Raw genomic sequence first — 15120 nt, forward strand, 5'->3', positions numbered from 1 at the left:
GAGCGAAAGAAGTCAGGCCAGTAATTTGGCGCAGAGAAATGGACGGTGACCTTGGTCAGTCCAAGCAGTTGTTGCGAGGCTGTACATCATGATGCGGCCGTTTGCGTAGTCGACACCGAGCGCGCAACCACCTCCGGCTGCATCGTTGTGGCAGTTCATTGCAAAGGGGTTGAGGGAAACATACTCGCCTACACCGAGGACCTTGTTGATCCCCCAGAAATACCGTCGACCCACCGTGAGGACATCGGAGCCAAGGTAAGTCCAGTTGCCGGCAGCGAAGGTCACGACGACTGCCGGAGCGCCACTGTCGTAAACCAGCGCCGCGTTCTGATCCCACAACCGCAGACCGTAGGCTGCCGTGCCCATGGACGCCCAGGCGGCCACGAAATACTGGCCGCTTAACGTTGCGTTGACGTTGGATGCTTTCATGGTGAACCCGGTCCAGTTTCCCGGCCCGCCGGTAAACCACACCGATATCGGAACCTGAATCGCTCCCTGATCCGGGCGAATGAACACTAGCGGCGGGTCCTGGCTTGTAATTGCTCGGGCAAACACCCCTGACGCATTGGTAGTCCCCGAATACGCACCCTTGGTGAGCATGCAAAGTCTGGGGGCCTCGGCGTCAATCTGAACAAATGCAGTGTCGTTGATGCTCTGAAATCCAAAGCTCATGTCGAGTACCTTATCGCGTAGCCCTTGGCAGCAACCGTTGAGCCGATAGTGGAAGCACTTGCAGATGGATTTTTTCTTCTGACAACCACCTGGCCCACCGCCGTCGTGACGAACGGATAGGACTTTTGGTTCCCGCTCCCGTCGGTTTCGGATGACTGCACATCCTGCGCCCTTGTCGGAATGATCATGAACACGCAGTTGGCCGGGTTGAAGCCCGGAATGTTCAGCGTGTAACTGGGCGTGGCGCCACTGAAGTCGATCACGCCCTGCCAAATAACCTGGTAGGTGAACGTATTGGTATCCATGGAGAGACCGCCGTTCCCGTCCCAGACCCGCATTCCATAAGCCATCTTTCACCCCAAATAACCGAGACGCACACGCAGCACATTGTTGGCGTCGTAGACCGAGACGTTCAGCGAGTTGATCACCAGCCGCCCCTGACCTGGGACGATGCCGTTGATCTCCAGCGTTCCGTCCTTGTTGAGAATCCATCCCTGCTGGCCGGCGATGTAGTTCGTCGAGCTGATGTAGCTTCCGATCTTAGCGTTGGTTATGGTGCCGTCAGCGATAAACGCCGAGTTCATGAACACCTGGCCACCCTGCACTGCAAACGGAACCGAGATGGCGCCGCCGGCGATCGTGTTGACGATGGCGAAGCGATCGGCACTCACCAGGAACTGGCTTTGCAGGCCGGCGCCGGTGTTCTCGATGCTCAAGCCGATGCCGGCTGCGATGTATTGCCCTCCCGCAGTGACCTGCATCTTCACCGACCACATAGTTGAGAGCTTGCCGTTTGTATCCGCAAATGCGGTTGAGGTCTGTTGTATTGCGGCAGTGTTGCTGCCCACAGACGCACTCAATTGATCAATCTTTGTTGCAGTTGCAGAGTTGTTCGTGGCGACCACTTCGGTGAGGCTGGTTACGTTGGCGGCAACCTGAGTTATACCGTCGGTGTTGGAAGTGATCTTCGCGTCGTAAGTCTTCAGCTCGCGCGCTGTTGCCTCGGTTTCCGATGCCCGCACCTTCTCTTCCTTCGCGATGGCTGCCGTGCTGGTCCAGCCTTTCAGGGCGTCCGCCAGGTCACCTTCCCCGTTGTCGTTCCGGTAAGAGGCGCGCAGGGCCTGGAATGCCGTGGCCTGCGCGGCGACCTCGCCGTCAATCTCGATGATGTCAGCCGTGTTGGTTGCTACCTGCTGCGCCAGCCCGTTAGCCGTCTCGACCGACTGCCCCACGTCCAGCCAGTAGCTGGTGTTCGGCGGTGGCTTGTCGATCGGAACCGGGCCTTTGGCCTGATAGAGCAACTGGCCGGAACGCACGATCGCATTCTTGATGTAGGTCTTGGCTGGGTCGTAGCTTTCATCCAGCGCATCGATCTGCGTTTGAAGTCCTGGAATCTTTTCGATCTCGTCCAGCAGGTCCTGGCCAAGCTCTGTTTCGGTGATCTTGCCGGCGATCATTGCCAGAATCGCGGACGCATCGGCGCTCGACTGGCCCTGCACACCCATACCCACCGGATACCATGGACCGATGTTGCCGATGCGGTCCACCAGGCGCCCCCAGAAGTAGAACGTCACCCCAGCGCGCAAGCCCAGCATTGAGAAATCGCTTTGCGGGTACGACAGGTCTGTCAGCTTGGTTGATAGCTCCAAACTGGTCGTCGGGCCGTACCAGATTTCTGTCCGCTGCGTGTCCTCTGCACCAGCCGGGAAGCCCCACTTCAAGTAGATGCCGAACAGCAGCGGTGTCGCCGTCAGATAGCTAAGCGCCGGCGGCAGACCCTCCTTGCCCTTCAGGTTGGTCAGGATCGAGTTGCGCCAGATCGACGAGATGTCGAAGGCGCTTATTGCGCGGACACGAGCCACGTATGCACCGGCGTAGATGCCCACCACGTCAACACTGGTCATCCCGGTGCGCTGCAGCTTGATCCAGTTCCCGCTGTCCTTACGCCACTCGACGTCGTAGCCGACTGCGCCGTTCACCGCAGGCCAGGAGATGGTCATGGTGGCCACGGCGATGCCCTGGGACACAACCGAGTTCGACGTTACGGTAACGCTGGCCGGCGCCGGAACGACGGTGATCGGAATCACGCTGATCGGACGCTCTTCCAGTCGCGCGCCGGTGTCGATGTAGGCGAACTTGCTTGGGTCGTACTGCAGCGCACTGATTTCGAAGTCGCCCTCAGTCGTCCGCTTAGTCCGCAGTACGCGATAGAGCGGGATCGCCAGATCATCGGCGTCCAATGCCCACTGGAGCTGCGCACGCGGTGGCTCGCTGTAATTAGTGGTGACGGTCACAGCACGGCCGTTCACGCTCTGCACGGTGCGACCTTCGGCCCGCCCGCCCGGCAAGTTGATGATCAAGCGATCACCAGCCTTGGCTTGAGTGTCACAGTCCAGCGTCACGACTCGGCCGGACACGGCAGAGATGCGCCCACCCACCTCGCGCCCCGCCAGCAGCGAATCCGCTATCGGGATGATGTGACCAGGAAGCGGAATCACGCCCTCCATGCCGGTTTTGAACGACACGGTGCGGTCCTGATTGTTGCTCAGAATCGCCCACTTGCCACGGCGCTGGGCCTCGGACGCGCGCGTGCAACCGATGGCGCTCAGCTCGGTTGGCTTGTCGCCCAAGCGGCGCTGCAGATCCAGATCAGCAAACGGGATGACGTCAGTGTCATAGTTGTTCGCCGGGTTGTCGTAGCTGACCAGCGCCCGCGTATACCGGGTTTTGGCCGAGGCACTGCCATACGAGAACTTGCCGTCGATGACGTTCGCCCGGGTGAAGACGTAGTCGAAGTCCTGCGCGCGCGGCATGTCCGCTTGCATCACCAACTGGCCCTGAGCCCAGTAAGTCATGCCACGATAAATGCCGGCGATATCGCGCAGCAGAGACCAGGCATCAGCCTTACCTTGCAGGTTCATGTCGCACAGGAAGCGAGGCTCTACGCCGCCAAGGCCATTCGGCACCAACTGGTCGGCATATTGCGCAATCCGATAGAGCTCCCACTTGTCGACCATGAACGGCTTGATGCGCTTGCCCAGGCCGAAGCGATCTTCAGTACAAACGCCGTACGTGATCCAGGCCGGGTTATTGGTCCAGGCCTGCTTCATGCTGCCGTCCCAAGTGCCGGTGTAAGTCCGTGCGATCGGGTCGTAGTTGCTCGGCACCTGCCAGCGACGCGCCCGGCACTTCACGGTGACGGCCGGAATGTTGGTGAACTGCTCGGCGTCGAACTCGATGTAGAGCAGCGCGGTGTTCGGGTAGCGAAGCTTTGCGTCGATCACCTCGGTGTAGCCGGCAATCAACATGGCGTCAGCGATCTTGTTGCTGTTCTGGTTCGGCGTCAGGCGGCGGACACGGATCTGCCAGCCGGTGGTGGCGTCCGGCAGGTTGATGCGCGGCGAGCGCTCGTATCGGGTAGTGGTCTTGCCGTCCACAGCGTCGACCAGCGCCTGCTGATAGGCACCGCCGTCGGTGGCCACATCTATCGCGTAATCGATGCGGTAGCCGCCAATGTTGCCTTCGTCATCCTGACGCTGCAGCGCAGGCCATGCCAAGCGAACACGCACGGCTGAAAGCTGAATGTTGCTGATCGAGCGAACCCATGGCGAGTCGCTGCGCAACTCCACATTGAGCGAGGTTTCGTTCTCGACCGAGGGAATCCCCGGGATATAGGTCTGATCGACAGAGCCCGAGCGCCAGTCCCACTTCACATTGGGAAAGTTGTAGTTGCCGCTCGCATCCCGGATCGGGGTGTTGTCCAGATAAATGTCGTAATCGGTTGGGACTTCGTCGAACTCGCCCTCACCCACCGCGATCAGCAGCTTGGCCAGGTTGGTCGAGCGCAGGCTATCGCTGGCTTCGGACGGCGACTTCGGCTTGCTGCTGCCGCCCTTCTCGCCGTGGATATCGATCTTCTGTACTGCGCCCATGCTTTCCTCCAGGCGAAAAAAAACCGCCTTATGGCGGCCTGCTTGCTGCGTGCGGTTTACGCTTTGTCTTCGGCGAGAATCGATGCGGAAATGATCATGCCGCCCCACCGGCGTTCGCCGATGCAAATCGGTACCGGGTTGCCGCTGGCGGTGGTGTTCTTGGCGCTGCCGAAGGCATACGACGGGGAGTTCTCAGGGGATGCGCTTTGTCTGAGGCCACCCGCTTGCGGGCTTAGCATCTGGATAACACCACCAATAACCATCGCTGCGCCTACCTGGTACAGAAACGGGGATGCGGCCGCGAAAGGAGTGAATGACAGCACAAAGGCGGCAGCGATAAGAACCGACCCGATGATCGTCTGAAAGCTTCCCGCGCGCTTGCTACCGCTAATAACAGGGACGATCCTGATTTCTCTGGTACCACCCAGGTCAAGACCATCAATGCCAACGTTCTTTCGATTTCGAAAAATCGCAAATGTCATCCCGAGGCGCTCGAGGCGTTTAATCTCATCCGCAAAACCGTCTACCGTGGCGTTGAGCGCTCGAAGAACTTCAGCTCCAGATCCGCCATCCAAAAGGTAGGGCTTGCTGCGAAAGAACTTCTTGGACAACGACCCCGAGAGCATCACTTTTGTAGTGGGCGTGTACTGGATAGCTAGCGCCATAGTTTTCTCCAACCAATAAAAAACCGCCCGAAGGCGGTCATGTTCAAAGCGTTGTGGGAAGGATATCTATCTGCCCGTCGCCGCCAGTTAAGACTCTATATTTCTTTACGGCACCATCTTTCACGACAGCCTCACGCTCGACGCGCTCAGTCCCCATCGAACAGATGCCTGAGCCGGTGTATGCAGCCCCTACCGAGATGGTGTCTGGAGGAAGGTAGAACGACGCTTTTTGACCGGCATCCAGTCTTGCCGCTTGCTTCCCGTCAATAAATACGGCCATTGAGCACATGCTGCCGGTGTGTCCAGAGTCACGAATAACCTGCAGCTCGCCGAATGCTCCGGAGGGCTTGCTCTGATAGGCAGTAAGTTGGCCTGGCGGGGCTTGCATAGCCTGGCTCGAAGGTGTGGGCGAGGTCGCACAACCAGCCAGCAACGCAACAGCCAGCGCTCCAATGAACAATTTCATGCGGTTCACTCCTGTGGATAGGCGCCAACCATATCACTGCGCATCGCGATGACGCAGCACCAGGCGGGTGCGCTGTAACCACGGGCCACCGAAGACGATGATCTCGCTCGGCCGACCGTACAAGTGGTGCAGCAGGAACGGGCCTGGGCCGAAGGTTGCCGAATCCTCATCTAGCAGTGTCGGATCAGTGCCGAGAAATATCCCGGCATGGTTCGGGTAAACCGTCCGCCCCACTTCCATCACGATCATGTCACCGCGCTGCGGCTGATCGACCTTGTAGAAGCCGGCGGCCTCGTAGTTCGCCTCGTACAGACTGGCGTTAACTTTGCTCTCCCACCAACCATCAGCGCGCTTGAAGGCTTCGAACTCCAGCCCCCACTCGCGTTTGTACCAATCGGCGCAGACCTGCCAGCAGTCCCAGGCGCCGTGCACGAATGGTCGCTTCAGCAAAGGGACATCGCCAGTAGGCATCACGGTCCGCAAGTCGCTCTCGGGCCAGCTGAGAATATGCCACGGCATCGCAGTCGCCTCGCACATCGCAAGGTCGCGCGGCGAAGGTCTGCTGGTGGCGTCTGGATGCGAATGAATGATGCCGATCACTTCGCCTATATCCTCCGCCGCGGCGTACTCCTCCGGATCGATTCGAAACTCTTCGTTCGGTTCGGTCGATATGTTCCGGCACGGGTAGTACTGCTGCTTGCGGCCGATGCCAAGCAAGACGCCGCAGCACTCTTTTGGGTACTCGGCTGCTGCATGAGCCTGGATCGCATTCAAGATGTGCTTGCGCATGGTCAACTCCGAGCGATTAGCGAAACGGCGGGGAAGCCACCAAACGGCAGCGGGTTGCCCTCACCGAAGCGCGGGATGCAACCTCTGCCCAGCGTGGCGTCGCACTCATCCAGTTCGGGGTTATCCGTGGGCACGCCGTCCTTCGTGACGTACCCGCCGGTGTAGCCACAGTTCGGCCCCCGATAGCCGCCGGTGAGACACCAGTGGCACAAAGTGGTCGCCTGCCGGCCGATGGATTCACCGCCGACGTCACCAGGGCTGGCCAGCTCCCAACTGACCAACTCTCCGTCCTCGTTCGTCTTCTGGTCTATGTACCAGACCTCGATCGTCTCTTGCGTTGGGTCTGCTGTTGGATTGCCGTCCGGGAAGTTCTGCGCATCCAGGTACGTTCCCAGCGTGTGGCGCATGGTCAGCTTGAACTCGAGCAGATCGTCGAACGCCAAGCACAGGGCGGTGATCCGCCCGTTGACGTTGCCGACTGACAGCGTTGGCCTTACCGCGGTGCCGTCGCCATTAGCCTCAATGCCGTCAATCTGCATGGGCCATGCACCGTACTCATTACCCTGCCACCACATCGCTTTCGCGGGGAGTTGGTCGGCATCAGCGCCGGCGGCGATGATCTCGGCCGGCGTATGTGGGATCGAATGGCCGTGAAAGCGCAAAACGTCCGCGCCATAGTCAGTGCCATCCAATTCAAAGAGCAGCACTTCGCTGCCAGGCTCGAGGACCTGGATATCACTGATCAGCGGCATGAATGCCCCTTATGGGAGGAATGACTGTGTGAAGGTGGTGGTTAGCGTGAAAATGCCGGCACCGTTCGGGGTGATCGTCGGCGCCGCACCCCGGAAAAAACTGACTTCTCCGAGCGGCGGAGTCCAAAGGAACGACTTGAATCCGCCGTGTCTATCGAGAAACGCCTTCACTTCAATGGCAACCGCTTCGTTCAGAACGAAAGTGAGTGGCCAGCTATCAACCTTATTATTGATTCCATCGCCTACGACCTGCTCGTAACCGTTGCCAAATTTTGAGGCTCGCACTCGGTACTCTGGCGAACTGGTCGGCTCCACTTTTGGGCACCAGGTGAATGTCTCAACGGCCATTTACGAGCCTCCAGATTTGCCCACCAACTTGCAGTTCTTGGGCGATGGCCTGTTGAGCGCCACGCTTGGCCGCATCGGCATAAGCCTGTCCAACCGCCTGCATGTCTTGTGGTGAGGATGCCCCACCGCCTGAATCGCCGACTTCGATGGTCTGTTGAATCAGCACCTGGTTGGCGCTCATTGAGCCTCCGCCCCCGCCGATCGCTTTAACGCCGAGCGAGCCATCGGCGGTTCGAGTCAGAGGCATAATCGCTTCATCCCCGGCCTCACCCATGATGCCGATGTCGCCGCCGGCCATGCCGAATGCTGTCGGTTTGCTGACCACGCTGCCGGCGAAGGCACCACCATTGGCAAACATTTGTACTCCGCCCGACCAAGCGCCACCTTTGGCCTGAATGCTGCCAGGGCTGAATCCAGAAAGGTCGCCGCTGTAACCTGCTTGGGTAGATCCAGCAGACGCGGTTGCTCCTGCACCGCCGAAGTAACTGACGCCCGCACCTACCAAGCTGCTCAACAGTTGCGAACTGGCCTGCCGTGTAGCGATACGGGCCATATCAGCAAGAATCGATTTGGTGAAGTCCGCAAACGAAAGCTTCCCTGTCATAGCGAAGTTGACCACTGCATCTTCCATCGAGCTGAACGCATCACCGAAGAAGCTGCGGGTTTGGCCAGCGACGTCCTTGGCGCTGTCGAGATAGTCCTGCCAGGCGCCACGCGCGCCGTTGGTCCAGTCACTCTGGGCTGCATCCATTTGTGCCCAGCCGTCTTCCATGGCTGCGATCTGTTTCGGAAGATACTCATTGGTCAGGTCAATCTGATCCTGAAGCGCCTTGCGCTGCTGGTCAGTCGTGGCCGTTGCAAGCTCGGTCCGAAGTGAAAGGACCTGATCGTTGGTGTCTCGTTCGAGCTGAAGTCTCTCCAGATACCGATCTGACTCCTTGCTACCCATGCCGACCGCTGCGGCCTGAGCGGCGTATTGCGCCCGCTGATTGTTCAGCTGCCGCTCAAGATCGGCTTGATACTGGAGCGCCTGAGAAAGGCCATTGGCAGAATTGACCGCCTCGTTGAATTGATCAGCGAGCCAAGCGGTGGCCTGGCCGTATTCCTGCTTCGTGATTTTTCCGTTCTTGAGCAGAAGGTCGATCTGAATCGTCTGCTTTCTGAATTCATCAGCCGCGGCGATCACCGGGTCATAGGTCTTCTGCAACTGGTCAAAGGCTGTAGCCGCTTGCTTCAGCTGCTCCTTGAGCTTGTTCTGTGCTTCCGTTGCAGACTTGGTCGTGCCGTTTAGCTGAGCGACCTGCTTGTCGATCTCGGCGATTGCCCGGGCGTATCGGTCAGCGCTGCCTGGATCCTTGGCCATAGCCGCAACCAGAGCGGTGCGATCCTGCTCAAGCTTGTTCAGGCGGTCATACGAATCCAGCAGCTTCAGGGTGGCGACGTTCGTGCCGGCTCGGGCGATGGCAACTTTCTGTTCCTGCTGCTCTACCTGCTTGTTTCCCTCTACGAGATTTTTGTCACCCCAGCCACGCAACTCGGTATAGGCCTTGTAACTGGCCAGGCGTTCATCCGATGCTTTCTTAGCTGCCTGAAGGTCCTGCCCGAAAAGATCGCCGACGAACAGTGTCGGGTTGGCCGCGAATTTGTTGAGGCCGCCATCGGCCTTGTTGTATGCATCCAGTGAGCGGTTGGTGCTTTCCTCGGTCGCGACACCGGCGAGGTGTTGCGTTTTTTTGTCGCCCAAAAAAAACGAGGTGACATGCTCAAGGTCGGCCATCATTTTGCGCAGATCATTCGGCAACTGAGCCAGCCCGGTCGCCGCCGCCCCGGTCAACTTCACAACCAGTGAAGCTAGGTCAGCCATACCCTGCTGAAAGCCCGGGTCCTTGACGATGTCGCGCAATCCGTCGAGCGAGTTTTGAAGCGGGCTCATATCGACGTTAGCGAGGCCGGACACAAACTCGTTCCGGAGCCCCTGTGCCTGGCCCCGCAAGTCCTGAATGATCTCGTTTGCCCGCACGAGATTCGCGATCTGCTGCGGGTCCATCGCAATGCCAAAATCTTTGGCTTGGGCGAGATATTTGCGCAGGCTCTCACCACCCTTATCAAGCAGCGGCAGCATGCGCGAAAGGTCGTTACCGAAGCTTTCGAGAATGTTGATCTTCTCTGACTGAGTTGCTACAGACTTGAGCCCGTCGGCGATGGCCAGCAGTTGCTTGTCTGGTGACATCGCGGCCAGGCTCTCAGCCGAAAGGCCAAGTTTCTTCAGCCCTTCGATCGCCTCCCCGCCGCCTGTAATAACCGCGTCACCGATCTTGTCCCCGATATCCTTGAAGATATCGGCCATCTTGTCGCCGCTCAGGCCTGCGCGTTCGGCCGCGTACTGCCACTGCTGCAGAACTGTCGTGCCGATGCCCAGGGACTTAGCCCAACGGTCTGTCTCGGTGGTGGCCGCCGCGGTGTTTTTCAGCATCACCAACGACGCAGTGCCGACACCCAACGTCGCAGTCACAACGGTGGCCAGCGCGCCGCCAATCTTCTTGCCTGCCTCTTCCGCGCGGGCCTGCATTTCCTTCATTCGTTTTTCGGTGACACGACCGGCTTTGTCCATGCCCTGCTCGAAGCCGCCGATGCGGGCGATCAAGTCCAGCGTCAGGGTGCCAAGCGAGCGGGTAGCCATGGGTTACTTCCTGTTGAGAGCCTGGTCAAACCCATTCGGCCATTGCCGTTTCGAGAGAGACGCCTGCTTTTTCGTGATGCGGCATGAAGTCGATCAACTCCGCCTTACCCCCGCCCATTCGATTTACTTGCAGCGCGACGATCGCGCCCATCTGTTCGGCACGGGAAGCCAAGTTGAAAGAGCCGTGTTTGTTGCGGTAAGCCACCCAAGCCATTGCCTCTGGATAACTAACGCTGGCCTTGGCCTCGGCCACTGTTCGCCCGCCGACTCCGTTCAGCACCATCTCGTGCCAAAACTCATCGGCGGCCGTCAGTTTTTTACGCGGTCCGCCCCGGTGTTATTCACCTCGTGGACTGCGCCGAGGATTGCCCAGCCCAGACTCGGATCAAGCCGATAGGCATCCTCATATGGAATGGCCTCTTCGCCTTTTGGACCGAGTGTCACGCAGGCGGAGATGTACTTAGCGTTGCGACTCTGCTCCGAGTCAGTCGAGGAAAACAGTTGCTCAACCATGCCAAACGACTGAGGCATTACGTGGATGAAGAACTTGTCCTCGAGAGGCTTGCCCTTGCTGTCTTTGTGCTTCCAGACAACGGCCTTCTTCACCATGACGCCGCCGACAATGCCGCCGGCGGCTTTCAATTCACTCAGGTTCATGACGCGCCCTTACGTGGTTTTCTTGATCCAGGCGGAGCCGCCCGAACGCTGAATGGTTGCAGTGGTGGTCACGACGGTGTTGGCCGCGAACGAGAACGGGAAGTCGGAGACGTAACCCTCGAACACAAACCAGGTGCGCGTGGCTGGCAATTCAAAGTCATCGCCACCGACATCAAGCGTTGGGGGTGCGGTACCGTCCGACCAGCCCACCGCCCACTTCACGCTGGTATCACCATCGGCTTCGGAAAGCTGATGCAGGCGGATGTGACTGGCGTTGTTGGGATCGGCGTTCAGACCGAGCGATGCTTGGCCAGGGGTTCGCAGGCCCTTTTTGTAGCTGCGCTCCTTGGCACTCAGGCACGTGTCTTCGATCTGGTCAGCCGGCGCGCCGCCCGGATCAAAACTGGTGGCGCATTCGACTTCCATTACAGTCAATGGGCCGGTACCGGTCAGTGGCGGAACAAGGGCAAATACCTGCGTGCCCTGGGTGAGAATGGACATAGGTGTCTCCTGCGGACGAAAAAAAACCCGCACATGGCGGGCAGGTTTTGGGGCTCGGTTACCGGCGGACGATCCAGTCCACGTCGAAGCTGTATCTGTACAGGCCTGTCTCCGCGTCCTTGGTTTCACCGTTGTAACTGGTAATGGTCGCGGTCAACTCCACCGCGTATTCGATGGCATGCCCAGCAGCACGAGCTGCCGATGCCGTTGCTGCGTACACATCGACTTGTAGGCCGTATGCCTCAACGTCAGGCCGGCCCGCGAGGAAGTTCTCTGGCGATCCGTTGATCACCTGCCAGACGCAATACGTTCCAATCGGCGTCTCCGGAGCCAGACCAAACAGATACAGGCGCGTCGGGTTAGTGCCGAGCAGCGCGGTCACCGCTGGATCCGCTGTCGCGACCTGAAAAATCGGGGGATATTTCATTGGCTGGCCTTGTTGGCAATGCGCTTGATTGCACGGTCAATGGCTTTCTCATACTCGGTGACGAATATGTTGGTGGCCGCGCTTATGTTGTCCGCCAGCGCTTTTCGCATGAATGGGGAGCCCTGCATCTTCGTGGTACCGAACTCCAGCAGCCTCCAGTGCGGGGTGGCCCCGCCCGCTGTAAGATCTGGTTTTTGCCCGGGCTTTGCCAGAACCGCTCCCTTCATCACGCCGACGCGAAAACCCAGATTTCCAGTTTGCTTGAACAGTCGCCCATTCCACCGCAAAGCGATGTTGTTCGCGATGGAGCGACCCGTTGCGGAATCGTCCAGCGCCTGGGCGCCTTCCTTGGCTTTGTCCGCCACAAGCTGCGCGGCGCGGCGCAACGCAGACCGGCCACCCTTCCGTTTGAGGTCGTAAGTGACGGCCTCCAGCTTTCCAAGAAGTGAGTCCAAGCCGGTAATGCTGAACTCAACTCCGTCAGCCATCATTGACCCCTTCACTGCACGGCAGCGTCAGATATTCCAAGCCGCTATCGGCGTCAGCCAGAACGCCCGCAATGTTGTATATCTTGGATCGATGGAGGATACGCATCGTCGAGTCAACGCCAGGCCGGTACCGAATTACAACGCGCGAAGAAACCGCTGACTGCGTTGCAGCCGCGGCGATGAAGTCCCTCGCCGAAAGTGGCTCGATACTGGCCGGAACTTTTGTCCATACATCCACCCAAGTTTTCACCATCTCACCGGTGCCGGCATCCTGCTCGAAATGCGGCCGCTGGATGTCAATCTGGTGGCGAAGCTTACCGGCTCTCATGGGATCACCACTGGATCTGGAGGACCAGACCAATTACGAGACGACCACAGCAGAGCCTCGACAGCCATCGGAACCTCAGCAGTTATCGTTCCCACGACCACCGCCTCACGATTGGCGTAAGAATGACCAATCAACAGCAACATCGCTGACTTGAAGCTGGCTGGAATCTCAGCGGCATCAGTCAGCTTCGGGTTGTCGCAGTACCATAGAGCCCAAGCCAGAGCTGACTCGGCGTATAAGATTATGAGGTCATCCTCGTCCTCATAATCCACGCGCAAGTGCTTGCGAATCAGCTCTATCGGGAGCAGATCAGCAACGGCTATGCTCATTTTTTACTGACCTTTTCCTTCGGCTCTGCTTCTGCTTCGGCCTTCTCCTTGGCTTCTGCGTCATCATCGACGTACTCGGCCAACTTCATGCCTACCAGCGCTTCTGCAATGTCGTCAGCGACAGGCCGAACCTCGTACTGATCGAAAGTACCCCCGTTGAAATGCGAGAACTGTTGTAGCGCGCGAATTTTTTTCATCTGTCAAACAGGGACGGTTGCCCGTCCCTGCCTCGCTGGTGATCAGGCTGCAGGTGCAAACGCACCCTTGATGATCGCGGTTGGACGGTAGTGCGCCAGCGCCAGGCGCTCTTCGCACAGGATGGTCAGCATGTTTTTCACGAAGTTATCGCGATCTTCACGACTGACTTCCACGGTGGCATCCATGCGATCCCAAACCTGGGAAGCCAGATCGAAGCCGCCGACGGTGAAGGTGCCCAGCGCCTGGGCTTTGGTTGCCACGACTGGCAGACCCCACATGACTTTCGCGGCGAACGCGGCAGGACCGCCGAAGATGTAGCGGCCTTCGGCATCCTTCAGCAGCGCAATGGCGTGCCAATCGCGCGGGTTCAGGATGATGCCCGACGCTTCGAACTCAGACTCGCTGGTCTGGAAGATGGCATGTGCGATCTGGTCGGCACGAGTATCACCGGTCGCAGTCAGCGCAGCGTCGTATGCGGTGGCCACCTGGTTCAAACCTGTCAGGTTGTCGCCGGTTCCGTCGCCGTTGAGCAACTGAGTTTCTTCCACCAGCGCCAAGCCGAACAGCAGGCGGTTGTTGACGTAGGACTCCAGCATTGGAGCGTCGTCCATCACCTGGCGGGATGCCTGGATCCAGTGGGCGATTGTCTTAACGTTGGCAGTCTGCTTGGTGAAGGTCAGGTTCGACTCTGGCTTCAGCGTGCCCTCGGCGACCGGCGCAGCGCTGTTGGTGAAAACATTCTCGCGAACGTATTCCAACGAGTTTGAACTGATGCGGCCCTGAGCGAGCAGATCGCGGATGGTCAGACGGCGCAGGCCTGGCATCAGGATGCCGGGGTTCATTTGGGCTTGGATCAGCGAGCCAGCGGAGCCAGCCGTGCTGCCCAGCACTTTGTCGAAGCTTTTCACATCGACCTTGCCCGAAGACTTGCCGTCCCACGACTTGTTCAGGTCAATGGCTGTTTGAGCGGCAAAGCTCTTTTTGTTTTCTGGATTGTCCAGGTTGCCCCCGGCCAATTTTTGCTCCAGGTCAAAAAGACGAGTGCCAGCAGTTTTCAGCTCTTCCTGAACAGTCGTCAGCTCGCCCTGCAGCTTCTTGCTGACTTCACCGGTATCGGTGATTTCTTTCTTCTGAGCGTCGAACAGCTCGGTCATCCGAGTCTGTGCGGTCTCAATGGCTTTCTGAATTTGTGCCAAGTCCATTATTGCTTCTCCAGCGATGGGAATGTTTTCAAGCGCTCCAGGAGCGCGGCGATTTCTGACTGGTCGCCGCCTTCGGAATCGCTCCGAACCGCGGACTTGATGCGGGCGATGAACGCCTGCGCTTCGGACTTGGAAAGACCGGCTGAATCTCTCAACCAATTTTCCGCATCGCGGATGCTTTCGATGGTGTCCATGCTTTTCAGCGTGGATACGGTGGCCAGCTCATTCGCGGGGAATGTGCAGATGCTGATCTCATTAAGGCGGGAAACGCTCTTGAACGAGTAGCCGGTATCAATCGGAGATACATCGCCCTTCGCAGCACTGAACCCAACCGACATACCGCCCACGGTGCCGTGGATCATCGCGGCCTTTAGGGCGTCGGACTGAGGATTGCCTGGGGTGAGCTCACCCCGAACGTGCAGGCCGGTGGTGTCCTCGGAAAGGTCGAGCCATTTGCCGACCGGTATTTCGTTGCGCCGGTGGTTGAAGAACATCGCCACCATGCGCGACTGAGTCTTCAGGGCCTGAGCAAACGCGCCAGGTTCAATGATGTCGCCGTCACCATCGATGACGCTGAACACGCTCGCGTACCCCTCGAAAATGCCCTGAGCACCGCCTTTGGCGAACTTGATCGAGGCCTGATCGAAGGCCAGTGTTTTGCAAATACTCGGCATTTCAGCCTCCAG

Annotated in this window: 19 protein-coding genes; all 19 read right to left on the bottom strand. The window is 58.8% G+C overall.

What is annotated here, in order from left to right:
• Positions 1-12 precede the first annotated feature (12 nt).
• The 19 genes from ACYZT0_RS15540 to ACYZT0_RS15630 are packed head-to-tail and all read right to left on the bottom strand — an operon-like array spanning position 13 to position 15108.
• On the bottom strand, positions 13-672 hold the full coding sequence (locus ACYZT0_RS15540) for a hypothetical protein (protein WP_462041984.1): 660 nt from the start codon (positions 670-672) through the stop codon (positions 13-15).
• Positions 669-977, bottom strand: coding sequence for a hypothetical protein (locus ACYZT0_RS15545; protein WP_462041985.1), 309 nt, complete (start codon positions 975-977; stop codon positions 669-671). The genes ACYZT0_RS15540 and ACYZT0_RS15545 overlap by 4 nt, the downstream gene beginning before the upstream one ends.
• Before the next feature lie 48 nt (positions 978-1025).
• The gene (locus ACYZT0_RS15550; RefSeq protein ID WP_462041986.1) at positions 1026-4604 is read right to left on the bottom strand and encodes a TipJ family phage tail tip protein; all 3579 of its coding nucleotides are present in this window, start codon (positions 4602-4604) and stop codon (positions 1026-1028) included.
• A 56-nt stretch (positions 4605-4660) separates the two neighbouring features.
• Entirely contained in the window at positions 4661-5269 is a 609-nt protein-coding gene (locus ACYZT0_RS15555; protein ID WP_462041987.1) for a tail assembly protein, read from the bottom strand.
• Positions 5270-5312: 43 nt separating this feature from the next.
• Positions 5313-5735, bottom strand: a complete 423-nt coding sequence (locus ACYZT0_RS15560) for a hypothetical protein (protein WP_462041988.1) — start codon at positions 5733-5735, stop codon at positions 5313-5315.
• A gap of 33 nt (positions 5736-5768) precedes the next feature.
• Complete coding sequence (locus ACYZT0_RS15565; RefSeq protein WP_462041989.1) at positions 5769-6524, bottom strand: C40 family peptidase; 756 nt, start codon at positions 6522-6524, stop codon at positions 5769-5771.
• 2 nt (positions 6525-6526) lie between these two features.
• Positions 6527-7276 carry a phage minor tail protein L gene (locus ACYZT0_RS15570; protein WP_462041990.1) on the bottom strand — a complete coding sequence of 250 codons (750 nt, stop codon included), beginning with the start codon at positions 7274-7276 and terminating at the stop codon, positions 6527-6529.
• 9 nt (positions 7277-7285) lie between these two features.
• Positions 7286-7624, bottom strand: a complete 339-nt coding sequence (locus ACYZT0_RS15575; RefSeq protein ID WP_462041991.1) for a phage tail protein — start codon at positions 7622-7624, stop codon at positions 7286-7288.
• A complete protein-coding gene (locus ACYZT0_RS15580) occupies positions 7614-10304 on the bottom strand; it encodes a phage tail tape measure protein (RefSeq protein ID WP_462041992.1) in 2691 nt (896 codons plus the stop codon). Before ACYZT0_RS15580 ends, ACYZT0_RS15575 begins: the two co-directional genes overlap by 11 nt.
• A 25-nt stretch (positions 10305-10329) precedes the next feature.
• A complete protein-coding gene (locus tag ACYZT0_RS15585) occupies positions 10330-10587 on the bottom strand; it encodes a phage tail assembly protein T (RefSeq protein ID WP_462041994.1) in 258 nt (85 codons plus the stop codon).
• Between the two features lie 26 nt (positions 10588-10613).
• Complete coding sequence (locus tag ACYZT0_RS15590; RefSeq protein ID WP_462041995.1) at positions 10614-10961, bottom strand: phage tail assembly chaperone family protein, TAC; 348 nt, start codon at positions 10959-10961, stop codon at positions 10614-10616.
• 9 nt (positions 10962-10970) lie between these two features.
• On the bottom strand, positions 10971-11462 hold the full coding sequence (locus ACYZT0_RS15595) for a phage tail tube protein (RefSeq protein WP_462041996.1): 492 nt from the start codon (positions 11460-11462) through the stop codon (positions 10971-10973).
• A gap of 58 nt (positions 11463-11520) precedes the next feature.
• Positions 11521-11889 (bottom strand): tail completion protein gp17, encoded by a 369-nt coding sequence (gene gp17 / locus ACYZT0_RS15600; protein ID WP_462041997.1) that lies wholly within the window; start codon positions 11887-11889, stop codon positions 11521-11523.
• The gene (locus tag ACYZT0_RS15605; RefSeq protein ID WP_462046582.1) at positions 11886-12377 is read right to left on the bottom strand and encodes an HK97-gp10 family putative phage morphogenesis protein; all 492 of its coding nucleotides are present in this window, start codon (positions 12375-12377) and stop codon (positions 11886-11888) included. The genes gp17 and ACYZT0_RS15605 overlap by 4 nt, the downstream gene beginning before the upstream one ends.
• A complete protein-coding gene (locus ACYZT0_RS15610; RefSeq protein ID WP_462041998.1) occupies positions 12370-12705 on the bottom strand; it encodes a phage head closure protein in 336 nt (111 codons plus the stop codon). Before ACYZT0_RS15610 ends, ACYZT0_RS15605 begins: the two co-directional genes overlap by 8 nt.
• Positions 12702-13034, bottom strand: a complete 333-nt coding sequence (locus tag ACYZT0_RS15615) for a head-tail connector protein (RefSeq protein ID WP_462041999.1) — start codon at positions 13032-13034, stop codon at positions 12702-12704. The genes ACYZT0_RS15610 and ACYZT0_RS15615 overlap by 4 nt, the downstream gene beginning before the upstream one ends.
• Complete coding sequence (locus ACYZT0_RS15620; protein WP_462042000.1) at positions 13031-13231, bottom strand: hypothetical protein; 201 nt, start codon at positions 13229-13231, stop codon at positions 13031-13033. The genes ACYZT0_RS15615 and ACYZT0_RS15620 overlap by 4 nt, the downstream gene beginning before the upstream one ends.
• A 42-nt stretch (positions 13232-13273) precedes the next feature.
• Positions 13274-14434 (bottom strand): phage major capsid protein, encoded by a 1161-nt coding sequence (locus ACYZT0_RS15625; protein WP_462042001.1) that lies wholly within the window; start codon positions 14432-14434, stop codon positions 13274-13276.
• A complete protein-coding gene (locus ACYZT0_RS15630) occupies positions 14434-15108 on the bottom strand; it encodes an HK97 family phage prohead protease (RefSeq protein ID WP_462042002.1) in 675 nt (224 codons plus the stop codon). The genes ACYZT0_RS15625 and ACYZT0_RS15630 overlap by 1 nt, the downstream gene beginning before the upstream one ends.
• Between the last annotated feature and the right edge of the window lie 12 nt (positions 15109-15120).

It is taken from the genome of Pseudomonas sp. ZS1P83 (assembly GCF_054897825.1).

Excerpts from the sequence above, each read along its gene's own strand:
- ACYZT0_RS15540 (WP_462041984.1), bottom strand. The coding sequence starts at position 672 with ATGAGCTTTGGATTTCAGAGCATCAACGACACTGCATTTGTTCAGATT.
- ACYZT0_RS15545 (WP_462041985.1), bottom strand. The coding sequence starts at position 977 with ATGGATACCAATACGTTCACCTACCAGGTTATTTGGCAGGGCGTGATC.
- ACYZT0_RS15550 (WP_462041986.1), bottom strand. The coding sequence starts at position 4,604 with ATGGGCGCAGTACAGAAGATCGATATCCACGGCGAGAAGGGCGGCAGC.
- ACYZT0_RS15555 (WP_462041987.1), bottom strand. The coding sequence starts at position 5,269 with ATGGCGCTAGCTATCCAGTACACGCCCACTACAAAAGTGATGCTCTCG.
- ACYZT0_RS15560 (WP_462041988.1), bottom strand. The coding sequence starts at position 5,735 with ATGAAATTGTTCATTGGAGCGCTGGCTGTTGCGTTGCTGGCTGGTTGT.
- ACYZT0_RS15565 (WP_462041989.1), bottom strand. The coding sequence starts at position 6,524 with ATGCGCAAGCACATCTTGAATGCGATCCAGGCTCATGCAGCAGCCGAG.
- ACYZT0_RS15570 (WP_462041990.1), bottom strand. The coding sequence starts at position 7,276 with ATGCCGCTGATCAGTGATATCCAGGTCCTCGAGCCTGGCAGCGAAGTG.
- ACYZT0_RS15575 (WP_462041991.1), bottom strand. The coding sequence starts at position 7,624 with ATGGCCGTTGAGACATTCACCTGGTGCCCAAAAGTGGAGCCGACCAGT.
- ACYZT0_RS15580 (WP_462041992.1), bottom strand. The coding sequence starts at position 10,304 with ATGGCTACCCGCTCGCTTGGCACCCTGACGCTGGACTTGATCGCCCGC.
- ACYZT0_RS15585 (WP_462041994.1), bottom strand. The coding sequence starts at position 10,587 with ATGGTGCTGAACGGAGTCGGCGGGCGAACAGTGGCCGAGGCCAAGGCC.
- ACYZT0_RS15590 (WP_462041995.1), bottom strand. The coding sequence starts at position 10,961 with ATGAACCTGAGTGAATTGAAAGCCGCCGGCGGCATTGTCGGCGGCGTC.
- ACYZT0_RS15595 (WP_462041996.1), bottom strand. The coding sequence starts at position 11,462 with ATGTCCATTCTCACCCAGGGCACGCAGGTATTTGCCCTTGTTCCGCCA.
- gp17 (WP_462041997.1), bottom strand. The coding sequence starts at position 11,889 with ATGAAATATCCCCCGATTTTTCAGGTCGCGACAGCGGATCCAGCGGTG.
- ACYZT0_RS15605 (WP_462046582.1), bottom strand. The coding sequence starts at position 12,377 with ATGGCTGACGGAGTTGAGTTCAGCATTACCGGCTTGGACTCACTTCTT.
- ACYZT0_RS15610 (WP_462041998.1), bottom strand. The coding sequence starts at position 12,705 with ATGAGAGCCGGTAAGCTTCGCCACCAGATTGACATCCAGCGGCCGCAT.
- ACYZT0_RS15615 (WP_462041999.1), bottom strand. The coding sequence starts at position 13,034 with ATGAGCATAGCCGTTGCTGATCTGCTCCCGATAGAGCTGATTCGCAAG.
- ACYZT0_RS15620 (WP_462042000.1), bottom strand. The coding sequence starts at position 13,231 with ATGAAAAAAATTCGCGCGCTACAACAGTTCTCGCATTTCAACGGGGGT.
- ACYZT0_RS15625 (WP_462042001.1), bottom strand. The coding sequence starts at position 14,434 with ATGGACTTGGCACAAATTCAGAAAGCCATTGAGACCGCACAGACTCGG.
- ACYZT0_RS15630 (WP_462042002.1), bottom strand. The coding sequence starts at position 15,108 with ATGCCGAGTATTTGCAAAACACTGGCCTTCGATCAGGCCTCGATCAAG.